The 17693-nt window shown below is 68.8% G+C and carries 16 protein-coding genes; 4 read left to right on the top strand and 12 right to left on the bottom strand.

Going from position 1 to position 17693, the window contains the following annotated elements; translation table 11 throughout:
- From AAG801_RS30325 to AAG801_RS30310, 4 genes are all read left to right on the top strand, one after another.
- A partial coding sequence (locus AAG801_RS30325) for a citrate/2-methylcitrate synthase (protein ID WP_341891720.1) occupies positions 1–216 on the top strand: 216 nt, incomplete at its 5' end.
- 63 nt (positions 217–279) lie between these two features.
- Complete coding sequence (acnD, locus tag AAG801_RS30320; RefSeq protein ID WP_341891719.1) at positions 280–2874, top strand: Fe/S-dependent 2-methylisocitrate dehydratase AcnD; 2595 nt, start codon at positions 280–282, stop codon at positions 2872–2874.
- A gap of 2 nt (positions 2875–2876) precedes the next feature.
- Positions 2877–4067, top strand: a complete 1191-nt coding sequence (gene prpF / locus AAG801_RS30315; RefSeq protein ID WP_341891718.1) for a 2-methylaconitate cis-trans isomerase PrpF — start codon at positions 2877–2879, stop codon at positions 4065–4067.
- A gap of 29 nt (positions 4068–4096) precedes the next feature.
- Positions 4097–4960, top strand: coding sequence for an isocitrate lyase/PEP mutase family protein (locus AAG801_RS30310; RefSeq protein ID WP_341891717.1), 864 nt, complete (start codon positions 4097–4099; stop codon positions 4958–4960).
- A gap of 6 nt (positions 4961–4966) precedes the next feature.
- Here the strand turns inward: AAG801_RS30310 and AAG801_RS30305 are convergent, their stop codons facing one another.
- From AAG801_RS30305 to AAG801_RS30250, 12 genes are all read right to left on the bottom strand, one after another.
- The gene (locus AAG801_RS30305; RefSeq protein WP_341891716.1) at positions 4967–5701 is read right to left on the bottom strand and encodes an RNA polymerase sigma factor FliA; all 735 of its coding nucleotides are present in this window, start codon (positions 5699–5701) and stop codon (positions 4967–4969) included.
- 25 nt (positions 5702–5726) lie between these two features.
- The gene (locus AAG801_RS30300) at positions 5727–6530 is read right to left on the bottom strand and encodes a flagellar biosynthesis protein FlhG (protein ID WP_341891715.1); all 804 of its coding nucleotides are present in this window, start codon (positions 6528–6530) and stop codon (positions 5727–5729) included.
- 5 nt (positions 6531–6535) lie between these two features.
- Complete coding sequence (gene flhF, locus AAG801_RS30295) at positions 6536–8869, bottom strand: flagellar biosynthesis protein FlhF (protein WP_341891714.1); 2334 nt, start codon at positions 8867–8869, stop codon at positions 6536–6538.
- Entirely contained in the window at positions 8866–10977 is a 2112-nt protein-coding gene (flhA, locus tag AAG801_RS30290) for a flagellar biosynthesis protein FlhA (protein WP_341891713.1), read from the bottom strand. The genes flhF and flhA overlap by 4 nt, the downstream gene beginning before the upstream one ends.
- Before the next feature lie 61 nt (positions 10978–11038).
- Positions 11039–12181 carry a flagellar biosynthesis protein FlhB gene (gene flhB / locus AAG801_RS30285; RefSeq protein WP_341891712.1) on the bottom strand — a complete coding sequence of 381 codons (1143 nt, stop codon included), beginning with the start codon at positions 12179–12181 and terminating at the stop codon, positions 11039–11041.
- 123 nt (positions 12182–12304) lie between these two features.
- Positions 12305–12937, bottom strand: coding sequence for a protein phosphatase CheZ (gene cheZ, locus AAG801_RS30280; protein WP_192193156.1), 633 nt, complete (start codon positions 12935–12937; stop codon positions 12305–12307).
- 320 nt (positions 12938–13257) lie between these two features.
- Positions 13258–13653, bottom strand: coding sequence for a chemotaxis response regulator CheY (gene cheY, locus AAG801_RS30275; protein ID WP_180288722.1), 396 nt, complete (start codon positions 13651–13653; stop codon positions 13258–13260).
- Positions 13654–13692: 39 nt separating this feature from the next.
- Entirely contained in the window at positions 13693–14784 is a 1092-nt protein-coding gene (locus AAG801_RS30270) for a chemotaxis response regulator protein-glutamate methylesterase (RefSeq protein WP_341891721.1), read from the bottom strand.
- Between the two features lie 2 nt (positions 14785–14786).
- Complete coding sequence (cheD, locus tag AAG801_RS30265) at positions 14787–15380, bottom strand: chemoreceptor glutamine deamidase CheD (protein ID WP_341891711.1); 594 nt, start codon at positions 15378–15380, stop codon at positions 14787–14789.
- A complete protein-coding gene (locus AAG801_RS30260) occupies positions 15377–16204 on the bottom strand; it encodes a CheR family methyltransferase (protein ID WP_341891710.1) in 828 nt (275 codons plus the stop codon). Before AAG801_RS30260 ends, cheD begins: the two co-directional genes overlap by 4 nt.
- Before the next feature lie 91 nt (positions 16205–16295).
- On the bottom strand, positions 16296–16742 hold the full coding sequence (locus AAG801_RS30255; RefSeq protein ID WP_341891709.1) for a hypothetical protein: 447 nt from the start codon (positions 16740–16742) through the stop codon (positions 16296–16298).
- Positions 16664–17593, bottom strand: coding sequence for an HDOD domain-containing protein (locus tag AAG801_RS30250; RefSeq protein ID WP_341891708.1), 930 nt, complete (start codon positions 17591–17593; stop codon positions 16664–16666). The genes AAG801_RS30255 and AAG801_RS30250 overlap by 79 nt, the downstream gene beginning before the upstream one ends.
- Positions 17594–17693 lie beyond the last annotated feature (100 nt).

The raw sequence follows: 17693 nt of genomic DNA, 5'->3' as shown, positions 1-17693 counted from the left end.
CAGATGTTCCCCAACCTCGACTGGTTCAGCGCCGTGAGCTATCACATGATGGGCGTGCCCACGGCCATGTTCACGCCGCTGTTCGTCATTGCGCGCACATCAGGCTGGGCGGCGCACATCATCGAGCAGCGCATCGACAACAAGATCATCCGGCCGAGCGCCAACTACACGGGCCCCGAAGACCTGAAGTTCGCGCCGATCCAGGATCGGAAGTAAAAACACCCGAAGAAGAAAAAGCGCCCGTGCCTGCGTGCGGGTGCCGAGCGACAAGCGCCCCCCATGAACACCGACTACCGCAAGAACCTTCCCGGCACCGCGCTGGACTACTTCGATGCACGCGAAGCCGTCGAAGCCATCCAGGCCGGCGCCTGGGCCACGATGCCCTACACCGCGCGCGTGCATGCCGAGAACCTCGTGCGCCGCTGCGACCCGGCGATCCTCGTGCAGAGCCTCACGCAGCTCGCCCTGCGCCAGCGCGCGCATGACTTTCCGTGGTTCCCCGCGCGCGTGGTCTGCCACGACATCCTCGGCCAGACCGCGCTGGTCGACCTGGCCGGCCTGCGCGACGCCATCGCCGAGCAGGGCGGCGACCCGTCGCAAGTGAACCCCGTGGTGCCGGTGCAGCTCATCGTCGACCACTCGCTGGCGGTGGAGTGCGGCGGCTTCGACCCCGACGCCTTCGCGAAGAACCGCGCCATCGAGGACCGGCGCAACGAAGACCGCTTTCACTTCATCGAATGGACGAAGCGGGCCTTCCGCAACATGGAGGTGATCCCGCCGGGGAACGGGATCATGCATCAGATCAACCTGGAGCGGATGTCGCCCGTCGTGCATGCACAAGACGGTGTGGCCTACCCCGACACGCTGGTCGGCACCGACAGCCACACGCCGCACGTCGATGCGCTGGGCGTGGTCGCCATCGGCGTGGGCGGGCTCGAGGCCGAGAACGTGATGCTCGGCCGTGCCTCGTGGATGCGGCTGCCCGACATCGTCGGCGTGCGTCTCGCGGGCCGGCCGCAGCCGGGCATCACGGCCACCGACGTCGTGCTCGCGCTCACCGAGTTCCTGCGCGCGGCGAAGGTCGTGGGCGCGTACCTCGAGTTCCACGGCGAAGGCGCGGCCAGCCTCACGCTGGGCGACCGCGCGACCATCTCCAACATGGCGCCCGAATACGGCGCCACCGCCGCGATGTTCGCCATCGACACGCAGACGCTCGACTACCTGCGCCTCACGGGCCGCGCCGACGAGCAGGTGCGCCTCGTCGAGATCTATGCGAAGCAGGCCGGCCTGTGGGCCGACACGCTGAGCGAGGTCGAGTACGAACGCGTGCTGCACTTCGACCTGTCGACGGTCGTGCGCAACATGGCCGGCCCCTCGAACCCGCATGCGCGCGTGGCCACGGCCGACCTCGCGGCGCGCGGCATCGCCGCCCCGTGGGACGACGTGCCCGGCCAGATGCCTGACGGCGCCGTGATCATCGCGGCCATCACCAGCTGCACCAACACCAGCAACCCGCGCAACGTGATCGCCGCGGGCCTGCTCGCGCGCAACGCGAACCGCGTGGGCCTCGCGCGCAAGCCGTGGGTCAAGACCTCGCTGGCGCCGGGCTCGAAAGCGGTGACGCTGTACCTGGAAGACGCGGGCCTGATGCGCGAACTCGAACAGCTGGGCTTCGGCGTGGTCGCCTATGCCTGCACGTCGTGCAACGGCATGTCGGGCGCGCTCGATCCTGCCATCCAGCAGGAGATCGTCGATCGCGACCTGTACGCCACCGCCGTGCTCTCTGGCAACCGCAACTTCGACGGCCGCATCCACCCGTACGCGAAGCAGGCCTTCCTGGCCTCGCCGCCGCTGGTGGTGGCCTATGCCATCGCGGGCACCGTGCGCTTCGACATCGAGAAGGACGTGCTCACCGTCGTCGATGGCAAGGAGATTCGCCTCAAGGACCTCTGGCCGCGCGACGAAGAGATCGATGCCATCGTGAAAGCCAGCGTGAAGCCCGCGCACTTCCGCCAGGTGTACGAGCCGATGTTCGCGATCCAGCCCGACACGGGCGAGACGGTGGCACCGCTGTACGACTGGCGCCCCGCCTCCACCTACATCCGCCGCCCGCCGTACTGGGAAGGCGCGCTCGCCGGCGAACGCACGCTGAAAGGCATGCGGCCGCTGGCGATCCTGCCGGACAACATCACGACCGATCACCTGTCGCCGTCGAACGCGATCCTGCTCGACAGTGCCGCCGGCCAGTACCTGCACCGCATGGGCCTGCCCGAGGAAGACTTCAATTCCTACGCCACCCACCGCGGCGACCACCTCACGGCGCAGCGCGCCACTTTTGCCAACCCCACGCTGAAGAACGAGATGGTGCGCAAGGCCGACGGCACGGTGCGCGCCGGTTCGCTGGCGCGCGTGGAGCCCGAGGGCGAGGTGATGCGCATGTGGGAAGCCATCGAAACCTACATGCTGCGCAAGCAGCCGCTGATCATCGTGGCCGGCGCCGACTACGGCCAGGGCTCGTCGCGCGACTGGGCCGCCAAGGGCGTGCGGCTGGCCGGCGTCGAAGCGATTGCGGCCGAGGGCTTCGAGCGCATCCACCGCACCAACCTGATCGGCATGGGCGTGCTGCCTCTCGAGTTCAAGCCGGGCACGAACCGCCTCACGCTGGGCCTGGACGGCACCGAGACTTACGATGTGACCGGCGAGCGCACCCCGCGCACCGACCTCGTGCTGGTCGTGCACCGCCAGAGCGGTGAACGGCTCGACGTGCCCATGACCTGCCGCCTCGACACCGCCGAAGAGGTCTCCATCTACGAAGCCGGCGGGGTGCTGCAGCGCTTCGCACAGGACTTCCTCGCCGCCACGAAAGCCGACTGACGATGCCGCACATTCCGCAGATCAAGATCCCCGCCACCTACATGCGCGGCGGCACCAGCAAGGGCGTGTTCTTCCGCCTGCAGGACCTGCCCGAGGCCGCGCAGGTGCCGGGCCCCGCGCGCGATGCGCTGCTGCTGCGCGTGATCGGCAGCCCCGACCCCTACGGCAAGCAGATCGACGGCATGGGCGCCGCCACCTCGAGCACGAGCAAGACCGTCATCCTCTCGAAGAGCAGCCGGCCCGACCACGACGTGGACTACCTGTTCGGCCAGGTGTCGATCGAACGGCCCTTTGTCGACTGGAGCGGCAACTGCGGCAACCTGTCGGCGGCCGTGGGGCCGTTTGCGATCAGCAACGGCCTCATCGATGCGGCACGCGTGCCGCGCGACGGCGTGGCGGTCGTGCGCATCTGGCAGGCCAACATCGGCAAGACCATCGTCGCGCACGTGCCGATGACCGGCGGTGCGGTGCAGGAAACCGGCGACTTCGAACTCGACGGCGTGACCTTCCCCGCGGCCGAGGTACAGCTCGAATTCATGGACCCCGCCGCCGAAGAAGACGGCGCGGGCGGCGCGATGTTCCCGACCGGCAATCTCGTCGACGATCTGCACGTGCCCGGCATCGGCACGCTGCAGGCCACGATGATCAACGCCGGCATCCCCACCATCTTCGTGAACGCCGACGCCCTCGGCTACACCGGCGCCGAGCTGCAGGACGCGATCAACGGCGACGCCGCCGCGCTCGCCCGCTTCGAGGCCATCCGCGCGCACGGTGCGCTGCGCATGGGGCTGATCCAGTCGCTCGACGAAGCCGCCAGCCGCCAGCACACGCCCAAGGTCGCCTTCGTGGCCAAGCCGGCGGGCTACACGGCATCGAGCGGCAAGACCGTCGCGGCTGGCGACACCGACCTGCTCGTGCGCGCGCTGTCGATGGGCAAGCTGCACCACGCCATGATGGGCACGGCCGCCGTCGCCATCGGCACGGCCGCCGCCATTCCCGGCACGCTGGTGAACCTCGCGGCCGGCGGCGGCGCGCGCGAGGCCGTGCGCTTCGGCCATCCCTCGGGCACCTTGCGCGTGGGCGCGCAGGCCAGCCAGGTCGATGGCGAGTGGCAGGTGACCAAAGCCGTCATGAGCCGCAGCGCCCGCGTCTTGATGGAAGGCTGGGTCCGTGTGCCCGGCGACACCCTTTGAGCTTTCAGATTCATTCACAGGAAATTCCGATGTCGACTCGCAAGACCCTCCGTTCCCTGGCCGAGGCCCGCCGCGGCGTGCTGGTGCCGGGCGCTTTCAACGCGCTGTCGGCGCGCGTCATCGAAGACCTGGGCTTCGAAGCCATTTACGTCACCGGCGCGGGCGTCACCAACATGTGGTTCGGCCTGCCCGACCAGGGCTTCATGGGCCTGCACGAGATCGCCGACCACACGGCGCGCATCCGCGACGCCGTGAACCTGCCGCTGATCGTCGATGCCGACACCGGCTTCGGCAACGCACTGAACGTGCGCCACACGGTGCGCGTGCTGGAGCGCGCGGGCGCCGACTGCATCCAGTTCGAGGACCAGGTCGCGCCCAAGCGCTGCGGCCATTTCTCGGGCAAGGACGTGATCTCCACCGAGGAAGCCGTCAACAAGATCAAGGCCGCCGTCGATGCGCGCACCGACCCCGACCTGCTCATCATGGCCCGCACCGACGCGGCGGCGACGCTGGGCTTCGAGGCCGCGATCGAGCGCGCACAGAAGTTCAGCGAGGCCGGCGCCGACATCCTGTTCGTCGAAGCCGTCACCACGGCCGACGAAATTCGCGCGCTGCCGCAGCGCCTGCACAAGCCGCAACTCATGAACATGGTGATCGGCGGCAAGACGCCGATCTTCGGCGCCGAGGAACTCGGTGGCCTCGGCTACGGCATCGTGCTGTACGCCAACGCCGCGCTGCAAGGCGCGCTGGCCGGCATGCAGAAGGCGCTCACGGTGCTGCGCGACACGCGGCGCATGGACGAAGACCCGTCGCTGGTCGCGCCCTTCGCCGAGCGGCAGCGGCTGGTGCGCAAGCCCGAGCTCGATGCGCTCGACGCGCGCTACGCCAGCTGAAATTTTCTACAGCGCATCTTTAAGCTTGGCACGCAGCCGGCTCACCGCCTGCCCGTGCAGTTGGCACACGCGCGACTGGCTCACCTCGAGCACCGCGCCGATCTCGCGCAGGTTCAGCTCTTCCTCGTAGTAGAGCTTGAGCAGCAGCTGGTCGCGCTCGGGCAGCGCGCCAATGGCGTCCACCAGCTGGTGGCGAAAGCCGCTTTCGAGCAGGCGCGCGAGCGGGTCGTCGAACTGGCCGCGGCCCTTGCGTGCATCTTGCGCATGCAGGTCGAGAAAGGGGTTGTCGGGGTCGCCCTTGGCGAAGTCTTCCACGTACAGCAGCTGGCAGCCCTGGATGTCCTGCAGCATCGACTGGTAGGTGTCCAGGTCGACCTTCAGCTCCTTCGCGATCTCGCCTTCGGTGGGCGCGCGGCCCAACCGGTGGCCCAGTGCCTGGATCGCTTTCTCGATGCCGCGCGCCGACTGGCGCAGCCCGCGCGAACCCCAGTCGCTGGCGCGCAGCTCGTCGAGCATGGCGCCACGGATGCGCTGGCTGACGAAGGTCTCGAACTGCGCACCGCGGTGGTCCTGGTAGCGGCTCGACGCATCGAGCAGGCCGAGCATGCCGGCCTGGATCAGGTCGTCCAGCTCCACGCTGGCCGGCAGCCGCGCCATCATCTGCAGCGCGATGCGGCGCACCAGCGGCTGGTGCTGTTCCAGCAGATGCGATTTCTCGATGGTGCCCTGCGCGGTGTACACGGCCGTCCGTCCTCGTCGTCGTGTCTCAGGCGGCGAGCGCCTGCGGGAACACGGCCGGCCGCGCGGGCGTGCGCCAGGGCCAACGGCCCATGTCGTCGGCGATGGCGCGGAAATCGACCGCCGCGGCGCTGGCCGGGAAGGCCTCGACCACCGTCTGGCGCAGCCGCGCCGCATCCGCCAGCCAGGGGTCAGTGCGCACCCAACCCACGGGCAGCAGCGACAGCGCGAGATAGCGGCTGGCCGCCTGCGCGAGGTTGTGCATGACCTGCTGCGCGGTCCCCACATCGGCCACGCCGTTGAGCAGGAAGCGCAACTGCTTCAGCGCATGCGCGCGGTGCAGGCGCTTGATGCCCGCGTAGGCCGAGGTGATGGCTGCCGGGTGCGGTTGCAGCACGAGAAGCAGTTCGTCGGCGCCTTCCGCCAGCGGCGACAGACGGCCCTCGTCATCGAAGGCGGCATCGACCAGCACGATGCCGCGCGGCCACTGCGTGCGCGGATCGACGATCGCGCCGGGTGATGCGGGCAGCACCTGCACGCCGCACACCGCGCTGGCCGCGGCCTGGTCGACGCGCAACCGCCGCCCGGTCACATCGGCCAGCGTTCCGCGTGGGCCGAGTGCCCACACGTCGCAGACCGAGCGCACCTTCGGGTGATGCTCGTCGAGCAACAGCACGTCCTTGCCCTGCTGCGCCAGCGCCGCGCCCAGGCTCATCGCAGCCGTGGTCGCGCCCGCGCCGGGGCCCATGCCCGCCACCGCGACGACGCGCACCGGCGCTTGCCCGAGCAGCCGCCGCAGCCCGTCGGCCTGGTCCGTGACGCGTGCGTTCATGACGTTCAGCCCTGGCGTTCCAGCGCGCGCGGCGCTTGCGCCGGCCCTGCCGATTCGGTGCCCAGTGCATCGAGCAGCAGGAACAGCTTGCCCACGCCCGCATACAGCGCACCACCCGTCATGGCGCGGCCGGCGCGCGGGACGCGGCCCGTGAGCTGGCCCAGCAGCAGGCGCGTGCGGTCGGCCCATTCGCCCTCGGCCTGCAGCAGGCGCCACACGGTGGTCGTGACCTGGCCGGCAACGAGCAGGCGCTTCATCATCTGCGGATCACCGGGCTCGCCCATGCCGCCCACGAGCTGCACGCCATCGCGCAGCAGGCGAAAGCACGGCTCGGTATCAGCGGTCCAGCCCTGCCATTGCGCGAGCTGCGGTGCGCCGACCTCGGCGCCCAGGTTGGTGAGCACGCAGGTTTGCGACAGCAGCTTGCGGCTGCGCGCATCGACCACGCGCACAGCCACGCAACGCAGCGCGGGCATGGCGTCGCGGTCGACGGCAGCGCGCGGCAACACCTCGACTTGCGCTTCGCATTGCAGCGCAGCCTTGCCGCGATAGCGCACGGCTCGTTCGGTCGCTTCATCGAATACGAAGACCAGGCGCGCGAGCGTGGTCGCGGCGCCGGTGCGCACGTCGGTCACGGCCGTGGTGCCCGGCGCGCGCGCCAGCCACTGCGTGCCTTCGGCCTGCCACGCCAGCATCTGTTCGACAGCAGGCGGCTTGCCCAGCACATGCACGAGCCGTTTGCCGAAATCCTGTTGCTGCAACCACTGCGCCTGACGCGATCCCGGCTGCGCCGACTGGCGCGCCGCAGCCGTCGAAAGCCACTGGTTCGGCGCGGCCAGCGGCAGGCCGTTGCGGTCCGACAGCAGCAGGCTGCCGTGGCACACGTAGGCATCGCCACTGTCCGTCGCGCGCAGGCCCACCTGCCCGGCCAGCGCGAGCACATAGGTGTCGCAGCCAGAAGCCACCTCGCCGCGCGCGAACGCCGACAAGTCGTTCAGCACGGTCTTGGCATCGATGGCCTCATCACCCGCCTGACGCCACAACGTGCGCGCGCCGTCGAAACCGATGTGCGCACCCGCCAGCGCGCCGGCGGTCGTCGCCAGTTCCTGCGCGTCGTGCGCCATCGCACGGATCAGGCTCTGGTAGCGCAAGCGCAGGCGATCGGTCTCGCCCTGCGCCTGCGCCGAAGGCGCGGCCTCGTCCGCCAGATCAGCTTCCGCCGGCACGAACAACGGGCTGTGCTGGCGCGGCTGGAACACGCTGTCCACCAGCTGCACGCGGTCGGCGCGCAGCAGGTTCTCGGGCACCTTCTGGCCGCCCGAGATGTAGTGCACCGGCAGGCGGTGGCGGATCACGGTGTCGATCAGCGCGCCCGGGTGCGTGGCCTCGTCGACCTTGGTGAAGATGCAGCCCGCCAGCGCATGGCCCTGGCGGTAGGCGTGCACCACTTCGTTGAGCGTGTCGCCGTGGCTCGTGGCGTTGAGCAGCAACAGCCGCTTCACCGGCCGCTGGCTGCTGCCGAGCATGGCGATCTGTTCGGGCACGGCGCGGTCGCGCTGGCTCATGCCGACGGTGTCGATGAGCACCATGTGGCGGTCGCGCAGGTCGTGCAGCACCAGCTGCAGGTCGGCCGCGTCCTTCACGGCATGCACCGGCACGTTGAGGATCTGGCCGTAGATGCGCAGCTGCTCGTAGGCGCCGATGCGGTAGCTGTCGGTGGTGACGAGCGCGAGCTTGTCGGCGCCGAAGCGCATCACGCAGCGTGCGGCCAGCTTGGCAGTGGTGGTGGTCTTGCCGACGCCGGTCGGGCCCATCAATGCATAGACGCCGCCCTGCGCGAACAGCGCGTCTTCGTCTTCATGCACCGGCACCGCGCGCACGAGTTCGGAGCGCACGAAGGCCATGCCGTCGGCGTAACTCTGACCCGTGGGCAGCTTCTCGAGCATGGCCTTCGACAGGCGCGCGCTGAAGCCGGCGCCGAGCAGCGTGCGCAGCAGGCGACCGCGCACCGGGTCGCGGCGCTGGCTGTCGCTCCAGACCACGCTGGCGAGCTGCTCCTCGATCATGCCGCGCATCGAATGGAGTTCGCTGAGCACGGTGGGGTCGGCGGATGCAGCTACGACAGGCGCCACTGCGGGCACCGCGGCCTGCACCGTCTCCTGCACATCGCCCTCGGCCATGGCGACGATTTCGACACCTTGCGCCGTGGCGCGGTGCGTGAGCACGATGGCCTCGGCACCGAGCGATTCGCGCACCAGGCGCAGGGCCTCGCGGCCGGTGGCCGCGACGAATTTGCGTGCGGTGGTGCGCACATCGCGCGCGTCAGTCTGTGGATTCAAACGGCTCGTCCTCCAATGGCGGCAGTGATCTTGATGGTCCGGGCGTCAGGAATCTCGGCGTGCGAGAGCACCTTCAGCTGCGGCAGGCTGCGCCGCAGGAAGCGCGACAGCAGCACGCGCAGCGCGTGCTGCACGACCAGCACCGGCGCCAGCCCCATCTGCTCCTGGCGCACGATGGCGGCCTGCGCCTGCTTGAGCAGGTTGTCGGCAATGCCCGGCTCGATGCCGCTGCTGTTGTTCAGGGCCTGCTGCAGCACGCTGTCGAGCGAGCCGTCCAGGCCGATCACCTGCATCTCCTCGTCGCCCGGGAACAGCTGCTGCGTGATGGCGCGGCCCAGCGCCAGGCGCGTGAGCGTGGTGAGCTCGGTCGGGTCTTTCACCGTGGGCGCGTGCTCGGCCATCACGTCGAGGATGGTGCGCATGTCGCGGATCGGCACCTCTTCTTCGAGCAGGTTCTGCAGCACCTTGTGCAGCGTGCTCAGCGACAGCACCTTGGGCACCAGGTCTTCCGTGAGCTTGGGCGCGGTCTTGGCGATCTGGTCGAGCAGCTGCTGCACTTCCTGGCGGCCCAGCAGTTCGGCCGCGTGGGTGTGGATCAGGTGGTTCAGGTGCGTGGCCATCACGGTGCAGGCATCGACCACGGTGTAGCCGTACACCTGTGCCTGCTGTCGCAGGCTGCCGTCGATCCAGGTGGCCTCCAGGCCGAAGGCCGGGTCGCGCGTGGGCGTGCCGGTCAGCGTGCCCGTCACTTGCCCGGGGTTGATCGCCATCCACTGGTTGGGGAAGGCTTCGCCGCGGCCGATCTCCACGTCCTTCAGGCTGATGACGTAGGCGTTGGGCTTGATCTCCAGGTTGTCGCGGATGTGAACCACCGGCACCAGGAAGCCCAGCTCCTGCGCGATCTTCTTGCGGATGCTCTTGATGCGGCCCAGCAGCTCGCCCTGCTGCGACTGGTCCACCAGCGGGATCAGCCGGTAGCCGACCTGCATGCCCAGCGGATCGACCATCGCCACGTCGTCCCACGTGGCTTCGGCCTGCTCGGCCGCGGCCGGCACGCCCGCCGCACCTTGCGCCGCTGCAGCGGCTGCGGCCTGCTTGGCGGCCTCCTGCGGCTTGCCCTGCACCAGCCGCCGCCCGAGCCACACCAGGCCGCCCGCGATCAGCAGGAAGGCCAGGTTCGGCATGCCGGGGATCATGCCCAGCAGGCCGACGATGCCGGCCGTGAGGAACAGCACCTGCGGGTTGGAAAAGAGCTGGCCCGTGAGCTGGCTGCCCACGTCTTCGTCGGTGGTCACGCGCGACACGATCACGCCGGCCGCGGTGGAGATCACCAGCGCCGGAATCTGCGCCACCAGGCCGTCGCCGATGGCCAGCAGCGTGTAGGTCTTGGCGGCCGTGGAAAAGTCGAGCCCGTGCTGCACCATGCCGACCACCAGGCCGCCGATGATGTTGATGACCATGATGAGCAGGCCCGCGATGGCGTCGCCGCGCACGAACTTGCTGGCGCCGTCCATCGAGCCGTAGAAGTCGGCCTCTTGCGCGACTTCGGCGCGGCGCTTGCGGGCGATCTCTTCGCCGATCAGGCCGGCGTTGAGGTCGGCGTCGATCGCCATCTGCTTGCCCGGCATGGCGTCGAGCATGAAGCGCGCGCCCACCTCGGCGATGCGGCCCGCGCCCTTGGTGATCACCATGAAGTTGATGAGCACGAGGATGATGAACACCATCACGCCCACCGCGAAGTTGCCGCCCACGAGGAAGTGGCCGAAGGCCTCGATCACCTTGCCGGCCGCGTCAGGCCCGGTGTGGCCGTGCATCAGCACCACGCGCGTGGAGGCCACGTTGAGCGACAGGCGCAGCAGCGTCGAGAACAACAGCACCGCCGGGAAGGCCGCAAAGTCCAGCGCCTTCATCGTGTACATGCTCACCAGCAGCACCATCACCGACAGCGCGATGTTGAAGGTGAACAGCAGGTCGAGCAGGAACGGCGGCAGCGGCAGCACCATCATGCTCAAAATGAGAATGATGAGGATCGGGCCCGCCAGCCCCTTCACGTGCGAGCCGGAGAACATCCGCGCCGGCAGGCGCATCAGGTCGTTCAACGCGGTCAATGAATTACCTCCGTGCTTCGCACTGCGGTGCGAGCTTGCTTGGGGCGGCCCGGCGCGGCGCTCATGCAGCGTCCGGCGAGTACTGCAGATCGGCCGGCACCGGCAGGTCGGTCGGCGTGCGCGGCGCCTCACCGCCCTCGCTGTTCCAGCGCTTGAGTTGGTACACCCACGCCAGCACCTCGGCCACCGCCGTGTACAGGCCCGCCGGAATTTCCTCGCCCAGCTTCGTGTGGCGGTAGAGCGCGCGCGTGAGCGGCGGCGCTTCGAGGATCGCGACCTTGTGTTCCTTCGCCAGTTCGCGGATGCGCGCGGCCACCAGCTCGGTGCCCTTGGCGACCACGCGCGGTGCGCGCATGTCGCTGTCCAGGTACTGCAGCGCGACGGCGAAGTGCATCGGGTTGGTGAGCACGATGTCGGCCTTGGGCACCTCGGCCATCATGCGGCGGCGTGCCATCTGCTGTTGTTGCCGGCGGATCTGCGCCTTGATGTGCGGATCGCCTTCGCTTTCCTTGTGCTCCTGGCGCACGTCTTCACGCGACATGCGCAGCTTGCGGTAGTAGTTCCAGAGCTGAAAGGGCACGTCGACGAGTGCGACGAGGAAGAGCGTGGCGGCGATCAGCGCGCAGTGCTTGGCCACCAGCACCAGCGCGTGCGGCAGCGCCTCGTGCGCGGGCTGCGACATGAGCGCCATCACGGCCTCGATGTCGTCCACGATGACCCACCACGCCACGCCGCCGATGAGCGCCGACTTGGCGAGCGCCTTCACGAGTTCGGCCAGTGCCTGCGCAGAGAACATGCGGCCGATGCCGGCCAGTGGATTGAGTTTTCCGAAGTTCGGTGCGACGGCCTTGCCGGAGAACATCCAGCCGCCGAGCATCAGGGGCGCGGCCACGGCGGCGACGACCATCATGGCGAACAGCGGCCCGATGGCAACGAGCGCCTGTAACACCATGCGCCCGCTCTGCGAGAGCATGTGCGCGGGGTCGAAGGCGCTGGCGCGGTCGAACTGCAGGCCGTGGCGCAGCGCGCCGCTCATGCTCGCGCCGAGCGGCTCCGCCGCGAACCACAAGCCGGCGCTCGCGGTGGCGAGCATGACGAAGGTGGTGAGCTCGCGCGAACGGGCCACGTTGCCTTCCTCGCGCGCCTTCTCCAGGCGCCGCTCGGAGGCGGGTTCCGTTTTCTCGAGATCGCTTTCCTCAGCCATTCATGCTCCGAACCAGCACTGGCGAAGTACGCCTTGCTCAGACCCAAATTATTGAATCCGGTGGTTCGGAACAATCGCCCGATCAGGGCCGGTATCGCCCTGCAATTCGGCCAATCAAGCGGCTCAGAACCCGAGGCTTTCGAGCAGGTCGTCGACCTGCGACTGGTCGGTCACGGCATCGGGGTTGCCGGCCTTCACCTGCGGCCCGTTCTGCAGGCTCTGCGCCGCTTCGTGGCGCTTCTCGGGCGGCGAGTTGTCGATGAGCACCTGCAGCAGCTGCGTCTCGACGTCGTTGACGACTTCCATCATCTTCTTGATGACCTGGCCGGTGAGGTCCTGGAAGTCCTGCGCCATCAGGATCTCCATGAGCTGCGTGTTGATGGCGCTCGCGCGCTGCGGCACGTCGCTCAGGTAGCCGCGCGTGTCGAGCACGAGCTCGCGCGCGTGGTCGAGTTCGATGGGGTTCTCGAACCACTGGTCCCAACGCTGCGTCAGGGCCTTGGCATCGGTCGCCAATGCCTCTTGCAACGGCTGGGCAACGTCGATGGCGTTGAGCGCGCGATGCGCCGCGCGCTCGGTGGTGGCCGCCACGTAGTTCAGACGGTCGCGCGCATCGGGGATGGCCTGCGCGGCCTTGGCCACCTGCTTGTCCAGGCCCAGCTCGCGCAGGCCTTCGCGCAGCTGGCGCGTGAGGTGGCCGATGCGACCGAGCAGTTCTTCGGTGGTGTTGGCGGGTTCCGGGGCGTTGTCGTTCATGTCAGTTGTCCATTGCGTTGTGCGCTGCTGTTGTTCTTTCAGGGTGCGTGCACAGGCCACCGGGTACTTCCCTCCGCGAATGTCCCCCGCTTCGCTCCTCCTTTATTTCGCTGCGGGAAGCACCCAGTGCCCTGCGCACACTGAGCGCGGTCGGTGTGCTGGTTGATCAACAACCGCCCTGAACACGCTCACGTCGATGGGGTGCCTTGCGCAGCGAAATCAAGGAGGAGGGGCGAAGCCCCGGGGGACATTCGCGGAGCAAGGCTCCCCGTCGGCGGGAGCGTCGCCCTGAACCAGAGCGCGCGCACACCCAAGCCACATCAAGCCGCCTCTTTGGCCAGCTTCTCGAAGATCTTCGTGATCTTCTCTTCCAGCGTCGCCGCGGTGAAAGGCTTCACCACATAGCCATTGGCGCCCGCTTGCGCAGCCGCGACGATGTTCTCCTTCTTGGCTTCGGCCGTGACCATCAGCACCGGCAGCTTCTTCAGCTCGGGGTCGGCGCGGATGGTCTGCAGCATGGTCAGGCCGTCCATGTTCGGCATGTTCCAGTCGGAGACCACGAAGCCGAAGTTGCCGCCGCGCAGCTTCTCCAGGCCGGCCACGCCGTCCTCGGCCTCGTCGACGTTGAGGAACTCCAGTTCCTTCAGCAGGTTGCGCACGATGCGCCGCATGGTCGGGAAGTCATCCACAACCAGAATCTTGATGCTCTTATCGATCACGATGTTTCCAACTCCACAGGTCGTTATTCAAAGTCGTCAAACCCGGTTCGCACGTTCACCGAACGTGCGAAGGTGCGCCATCACGCGGCGGCTGATCTCGTTCAGGGGCGACACCTCGTCCACCGCGCCCAGCGCCACCGCCTCGCGCGGCATGCCGAAGACCACGCAGCTGACCTCGTCCTGCGCCAGCGTGTGCGCGCCCGCGCGCCGCATGCGCAGCAGGCCCTCGGCGCCGTCCTTGCCCATGCCGGTGAGGATGATCCCGATGGCGTTCTTGCCCGCGTGCTTGGCGGCCGAATCGAACAGCACGTCGATCGACGGCCGGTGGCGGTTCACGGGCGGCTCCTGGTCCAGGTGGGCCACGTAGTTCGCACCGCTGCGTGCCAGCGACAGGTGAAAGCCGCCCGGCGCGATGTAGGCATGGCCGGGCAGCACGCGCTCGCCCTGCTCCGCCTCCTTCACGCGGATGCGGCACAGGCCGTCCAGCCGCTGCGCGAAGGAGCGCGTGAAGCCGGCCGGCATGTGCTGCGCGATGAGCACCGCGGGCGCGTCGGGCGGCAGTGGTTGCAGCACCTCGCGAATCGCTTCGGTGCCGCCGGTGGACGCGCCGATGATGAGCAGCTTCTCGGTGCTCAGCAGCGGGCTGCGCAGCAGTGCCTCGGGCGCAGCCTCGTGCGCAGGACGCGCTGCGGTGGCCGCGGGCCGGGCAGGCAGCAGCCGTGCGCTGGCCGCCGTGCGGATCTTGCCGGCGATGAGTTCGGTGTAGTTGAGCAGTCCGTCACGCACGCCCAGGCGCGGCTTGGTCACGAAGTCGATGGCGCCCAGCTCCAGCGCACGCAGCGCGATCTCCGAGCCACGCTCGGTGAGCGACGACACCATGACCACCGGCATCGGCCGCAGGCGCATGAGCTTCTCGAGAAACTCCAGGCCGTCCATGCGCGGCATTTCCACGTCGAGCGTGAGCACGTCGGGGTTCGTGACCTTGATGAGGTCGCGCGCCACCAGCGGGTCGGCCGCCGTGCCGACCACGGTCATGTCGGGCTGGCTGTTGATGATCTCGCTCATCACGCTGCGGATCAGCGCCGAATCGTCGACGCAGAGCACCTTGATCTTCTTCTTGCTTGTCAGGCTCACCGGCTTCCTTTGGTTCTGTCGATCTCGTGCGGCAGGCCGGGCACCGACAGCCGGCGCAGCAGCTCGCCTTCGTCGCGGCGCACGCGCAGCACCTCGGTCTGCGCGCGCAGGCGGCGCACCACGGCCTTGCCGCTCTCGGGCAGGAAGCACACGCGGCGCGCGTGCGGTCCGCGCAGGTCTTGCGCCGCGACCTCGATGCGTTCCGCCTCCAGGTAGCGCAGCACGAAGTCGGCGTTGCGGTCGCCGATGTTGAGCGTGGTCATGCCGGCCAGCACGGCGCCGCCGCCGAACACCTTGGCCTGCAATCGCTCGCGCCGCGCACCCGCGCGCACCAGCTCGCGCACCAGCACGTCCATGGCGTAGGCGCCGTAGCGCATCGAGCCCACGCCGGGCTCGCCGTCGTCGGGCAGCATGAAGTGGTTCATACCGGCCACGCCCGCCTGGGCGTCGTGCAGGCAGGCGGCCACGCAGGAGCCGAGCACGGTGCTCAGCACGGTGTGGTCGGTGGTCACGTAGTACTCGGAGGGCAACAGCTTGACGGCCATGCGGCCGACATCGCGATCGAAGTAGTGATGGCTCGCCAGGCTCATGCGATGCCCGGCGTGCGCGACAGCTCGTACACCGTCTGCCCCAGCGGCCGGAAGGCCGGGTTGACGAGCGAGGCGTTCTCGGAGTGGCCGGCGAACAGCAAGCCGCCCGGCTTGAGCAGCGGCGCGAAGCGGTCGAGCACCTTCTTCTGCGTCGGCTTGTCGAAATAGATCATCACGTTGCGGCAGAAGATCGCGTCCACCGGCTCCTTCACCGCCCAGGCGTTGTCCAGCAGGTTGACGCGCGAGAACTTCACCAGCGCGGCGACTTCGGGGCGCACGCGCACCTTGCCGGCGTTGGTGCCGGTGCCCTTGTTGAAGAAGCGCCGCAGCCGCTCGGGCGACAGGCGCCGCACCTGTTCGGTGGTGAAGACGCCGGTCGCGGCCTTGGCCAGCACGGCCGTGTCGATGTCGCTGGCGATCACGCGGGCCGAGCCGGCGCGGTCGCCCAGCGCTTCCATCAGCGTGATGGCGATCGAGTACGGCTCTTCGCCCGTCGAGGCGGCGGCGCACCAGACGGTGATCGGGCCGGTCATCTTGCGCACGTGCGCGCCGAGCGTGGGAAAGTGGTGCGCCTCGCGAAAGAACGAGGTCAGGTTGGTGGTGAGCGCGTTGATGAACAGCTGCCACTCGTCGCCGTCGTGGCGCGCCTCGAGCTGGTCCAGGTACGACGCGAACGCGGGCACCTGCAGCTCGCGCAGGCGCCGCGACAGCCGGCTGTACACCATCTGCCGCTTCTGCTCGCCCAGGGCGATGCCGGCGCGGCGATGGATGAGGGTCCGGATTCTGGAAAAGTCGTGGTCGGTAAAAAGGAACTCGGTCGTCACAGCCAGCCTGGAAGCGTGACTTTCAATGGTCACAGCAACCGCCGTTTCCAATCGGTCGATCAGACGCGCAAAAGCCCTGCATTTCCGGGGGTCAGGCAGGCGGCGCGGTCACGGCCGGGCCGGCGTCGAGCGCCCACACCAGCGCCGACAGCTGCGCGGCATTGACCTGCGCCGCACTCAGGAAGAGCGCCTCCGACAACCGCGCGGCGCGGCCATCGTCGGTCTCGCAGCTTTCGGCCAGCGCGACGAAAGGGCCGTAGACGCCGCTGCGCGAAAGAATCGCCTGCTGCACCGCCTCGGTGAGCTGCACCTTGCGCAGCACGCCTTCCATCGGCACGCCCAATAGCTGGTCGAGCAGAGAGAACATGCCCGCGACGAACAGGTTGTCGGCCTCGCTGGGCGGCAGCATGCCCTGCCCCATCAGCTCGACGAAACGCCCGCGCAGGATGGCCTTCTTCATCATGAAGGGCGAGCTGATCTTGTTGCTGGTGGCCAGCAACAGCGACAGCCAGCGGTACAGCGGCGAGTAGCCGAGCATGGCGACCGCATGGCGACCGCATGGCGCAGCGAATGGATCTCGACCGCCAGGCCGACCGAGGGCGAGTTGATGTAGCGCAGCAGCCGGTAGGTGAGCGCGGCGTCGTGCTTGAGTGCACCCTCGATGGCGCGCACGTCTTCGTTGCGCAGGATCATCTGCATCAGGTGCACGATGAGCTGCGACTCGGGCTGCAATGCGTCGGCGCTGTCGCGCGCCGGCGGCAGGCGCACGGCGCCGTCGACGAACACCTGCACGCCGCGTGCGGCGCAGGCCTCGAACTCGGACCAGTTCGCCACGCGCGCGGCGATGGGCACCGGGCCGGCGGGCGACATGGCCGCCAGGTCGGCGGGCGCCACCTCGCGGTGCGTGACGATGGCGCGCAGTTCTTCGTCGTCCGGCAGCGCGGCGCCGCCGCACAGCATGAAGCCGAAGCCCTGCTCGCGCAGGAACAGCAGGATGGAGCGCATGTCGGCGTCCATCAGTTCGTCGGCCTTCATGCACAGCACGACGTTGCGCGGCGGCAGCGACTGCAGCTCGCTCTGGAACAGCGCATCCACCGTGACGTCGACGAACACCATCTGCCCGCCCAGCAGCCAGCCGTGGCCGCCCGGGTTCAGGTGCAGGCCCAGCGTGTCCATGAGCGCCTTGACGCCGGCCGCCGCGCCGGCATCGGTGCCCTGCCCAGCTGCGCGCCAGGCCATGCGGTAGCCGACCACGCGGCGCTTGCCGTCCAGCAGCATGGCGTAGGCCACGTGGCCGTCGGCGCCTACTGCGGGTGCCATGGGGGGCATTGCCTCGGCGGGCACGCCGTTGCCGTCGACGCCGGGGCGCCGGAAGAAATCGAACCTCATGCGGCCGTCCGTCGAGTGAATCGGTGTCAGGACGCGAGGGCGTCGGTGCTGCGGCGTGCGGCGCCGGCCAGCACCGCCGCACTTGCAGCCTGCGCGCGCT

The organism is Variovorax sp. YR752 (assembly GCF_943372545.1).
This window is presented reverse-complemented; position numbering and strand designations above follow the sequence as displayed.

Coding starts and splice junctions, on each gene's coding strand:
- acnD (WP_341891719.1), top strand. CDS start 280: ATGAACACCGACTACCGCAAGAACCTTCCCGGCACCGCGCTGGACTAC.
- prpF (WP_341891718.1), top strand. CDS start 2,877: ATGCCGCACATTCCGCAGATCAAGATCCCCGCCACCTACATGCGCGGC.
- AAG801_RS30310 (WP_341891717.1), top strand. CDS start 4,097: ATGTCGACTCGCAAGACCCTCCGTTCCCTGGCCGAGGCCCGCCGCGGC.
- AAG801_RS30300 (WP_341891715.1), bottom strand. CDS start 6,530: ATGAACGCACGCGTCACGGACCAGGCCGACGGGCTGCGGCGGCTGCTC.
- flhB (WP_341891712.1), bottom strand. CDS start 12,181: ATGGCTGAGGAAAGCGATCTCGAGAAAACGGAACCCGCCTCCGAGCGG.
- cheZ (WP_192193156.1), bottom strand. CDS start 12,937: ATGAACGACAACGCCCCGGAACCCGCCAACACCACCGAAGAACTGCTC.
- cheD (WP_341891711.1), bottom strand. CDS start 15,380: ATGAGCCTGGCGAGCCATCACTACTTCGATCGCGATGTCGGCCGCATG.
- AAG801_RS30255 (WP_341891709.1), bottom strand. CDS start 16,742: ATGCTCGGCTACTCGCCGCTGTACCGCTGGCTGTCGCTGTTGCTGGCC.
- AAG801_RS30250 (WP_341891708.1), bottom strand. CDS start 17,593: ATGAGGTTCGATTTCTTCCGGCGCCCCGGCGTCGACGGCAACGGCGTG.